The sequence below is a fragment of the Desulfonatronospira sp. MSAO_Bac3 genome (genome assembly GCF_003838035.1).
GTDB classification, from domain to species: Bacteria; Desulfobacterota; Desulfovibrionia; order Desulfovibrionales; family Desulfonatronovibrionaceae; genus Desulfonatronospira; species Desulfonatronospira thiodismutans.
In genome coordinates this window covers 1-2,515 of sequence record NZ_QYZY01000131.1, presented here as the reverse complement: position 1 = coordinate 2,515, position 2,515 = coordinate 1, and the positions used below count along the sequence as shown (strand labels likewise).

At 55.7% G+C, this 2,515-nt stretch carries 1 protein-coding gene; it reads left to right on the top strand.

The window, feature by feature from the left end; genetic code table 11:
* The first annotated feature begins 169 nt into the window (after positions 1 to 169).
* Positions 170 to 2,350, top strand: a complete 2,181-nt coding sequence (gene acsB / locus D5S03_RS04760) for an acetyl-CoA decarbonylase/synthase complex subunit alpha/beta (RefSeq protein WP_008868933.1) — start codon at positions 170 to 172, stop codon at positions 2,348 to 2,350.
* Positions 2,351 to 2,515 lie beyond the last annotated feature (165 nt).

Below are 2,515 nucleotides of genomic sequence, written 5' to 3'. Positions count from 1 at the left end.
GTGCTGGAGTGATAACCTTTTGGCCTGGCTTCCGGCCAGGACAAAATGATTTTTTTCTTTATCCATCTCTTAATCCTGTTAATCCTGTCAAATAGCTCTTTTCTTTATTGGGTTGCGGGCACAGCCCGCGTTGGTCAAGAGATATTAAAGCATACCAGGAGGATTTCACATGTCAAAGATAATAGCGTCTGCAGCCATACGCGGAGCGCATGCCATAGTCTCACGTGCCGAGGAGCGCCTCAAAGAGGCCATTGACGCCAAAGGCCCGGATGAACCGGTGGCCTTTCCCAATACCGGCTACTATCTGCCTGTGATTTACGCCTTGAGCGGACACAAGGTAGAGAAGCTTTCAGATATGGAAAAGCCCCTGGCACTGGCCAGGGACATGCTGGGCGAGATTCCCACGGATTCCCTCTGGCTGCCTTACCTGGGTCAGACCTTAGACAGCGGCATATCCACACTTTTCGCCCAGGAGATAATGCAGGGAGTGCGTTATGTAATTGGCCCTTCACCGGTTCACGGCATTTACCTGGGTGCTGCTGATGACGCTATCATGCGCCAGCGCGGAGTGGAGTTTGTTGACGGCAGCGCTCCCGGATTTGCTGCTGTTGTGGGAGCGGCACCGGACAACGAGACCGCGGTGAAGATCGCCAGGGAACTGCAGCAGAAAAGCCTGTACGTATTTATGGCCGGCAGCACCAACGGGGTCTGTTTCGCTGACCAGCTGGCCGAGGAAGGGGTGCAGCTGGGCTGGGACACCCGACTGGTCCCCTTTGACAATGAAGTCCACGGCCAGGTTTACTCCCTTGGCTTTGCGGCCAGGGCGGCCATGTCCTTCGGCGGGGTAAAGCCGGGGGACTTCAAGAATATCTTAAAATACAACAAGCAGCGCATATTCGCCTTTGTCATCGCCCTGGGCGAGGTGGACGACGAGAAGTACGCCACCGCCGCCGGGGCCATAAGCTACGGATTTCCCACCATTGCAGACACGGATATTCCGGAGATTCTGCCCACGGGTGTCTGTACCTACGAGCACGTGGTGTCGTCCATACCCCACGACAAGATCGTTCAGAAAGCCATCGAGGTGCGCGGGCTCAAGGTGACGGTCACCGAGATACCCATTCCCCTGTCCTACGGCCCGGCCTTTGAGGGCGAGCGGGTGCGCAAGGATGATCTTTTCGCCGAATGCGGAGGCCGCAAATCCACCTGCTGCGAACTGCTGCGCATGCGGGAGATGGAAGAGGTGGAGGACGGCCGGATAGAGGTTGTGGGTCCGGACATCGATGAGCTGGAGCCGGTGGGGGTACTGCCCTTAGCTATAGTGGTGGACGTTGCCGGACGCAAGATGCAGAAGGATTTTGAGCCCATTCTGGAAAGGCAGTTTCATCACCTGATAAACAGCGCCGAGGGTATAATGCACATGGGCCAGAGGGACATTTCCTGGATCCGCATCAGCAGGCAGGCCAGGGAAAAGGGGTTCAAGCTCAGTCATATAGGCGATATCCTGCATGCCAAGCTATTGTCCGATTTTCCCTCCATTGCGGACAAGGTCCAGGTAACCCTTTATACAGAAGAGGACAAGGTCAACGAAATCCTGCAGGAGGCCAGGACCCTGTATAATGAACGTGACGAGCGCCTGGCCGGTCTCAAGGACGAATCAGTGGATACCTTTTACTCCTGCAGCCTGTGTCAGTCCTTTGCACCCAACCATGTCTGCGTCATTACTCCGGAGCGTCTGGGCCTGTGCGGCGCTTACAACTGGCTGGACGGCCAGGCCTCCTACGAAATCGACCCATCCGGACCCAATAAGCCGGTGGCCAAGGGCGAGGTTATAGACCAGCACAAGGGTGAATGGCAGGGGGTCAACGAATTTATATCCCAGGCCTCCAAGGGCAACCTGGAAAGGCTCAAGGCCTACAGCATCCTGGAAGACCCCATGACCTCCTGCGGCTGCTTTGAGTGCATTGTGGCCCTGCTGCCCGCTGCCAACGGGGTTATGGTGGTGGATCGCGACTTTTCCGGCATGACCCCCAGCGGTATGACCTTTTCCACCCTGGCTGGAATGGTTGGCGGCGGTATACAGACCCCGGGATTTCTGGGGGTGGGCAAGTTTTACCTGGGCAGCGACAAATTCATTTCAGCAGAGGGAGGATTCAAACGCCTGGTATGGATGCCCTCGCACCTGAAGGAACGCCTGCGCAACATGCTCCAGGCCCAGGCCGAAAAGGTGGGCGAGCCTGACATGCTGGACAAGATCGCCGATGAGACAGTGGCCACCACCGAGATGGAAGTACTAGAATACCTGGAAAAGGTAGGACATCCAGCTCTTGGCATGGATCCCATGATGTAGAGAGCATCAGATAAAGTTCGATAAATAAATCCGGAGGAATTAAAGATGGATAAGCCCATTAGAAGCGCAAACGAGGCTGCCGAGCAGATCGTCAGATGGAGCGATGAACAGAATATAAGTACATGTTTTGACAAGGCCGGCAAAATGAAGTCCTGCCCAATAGGC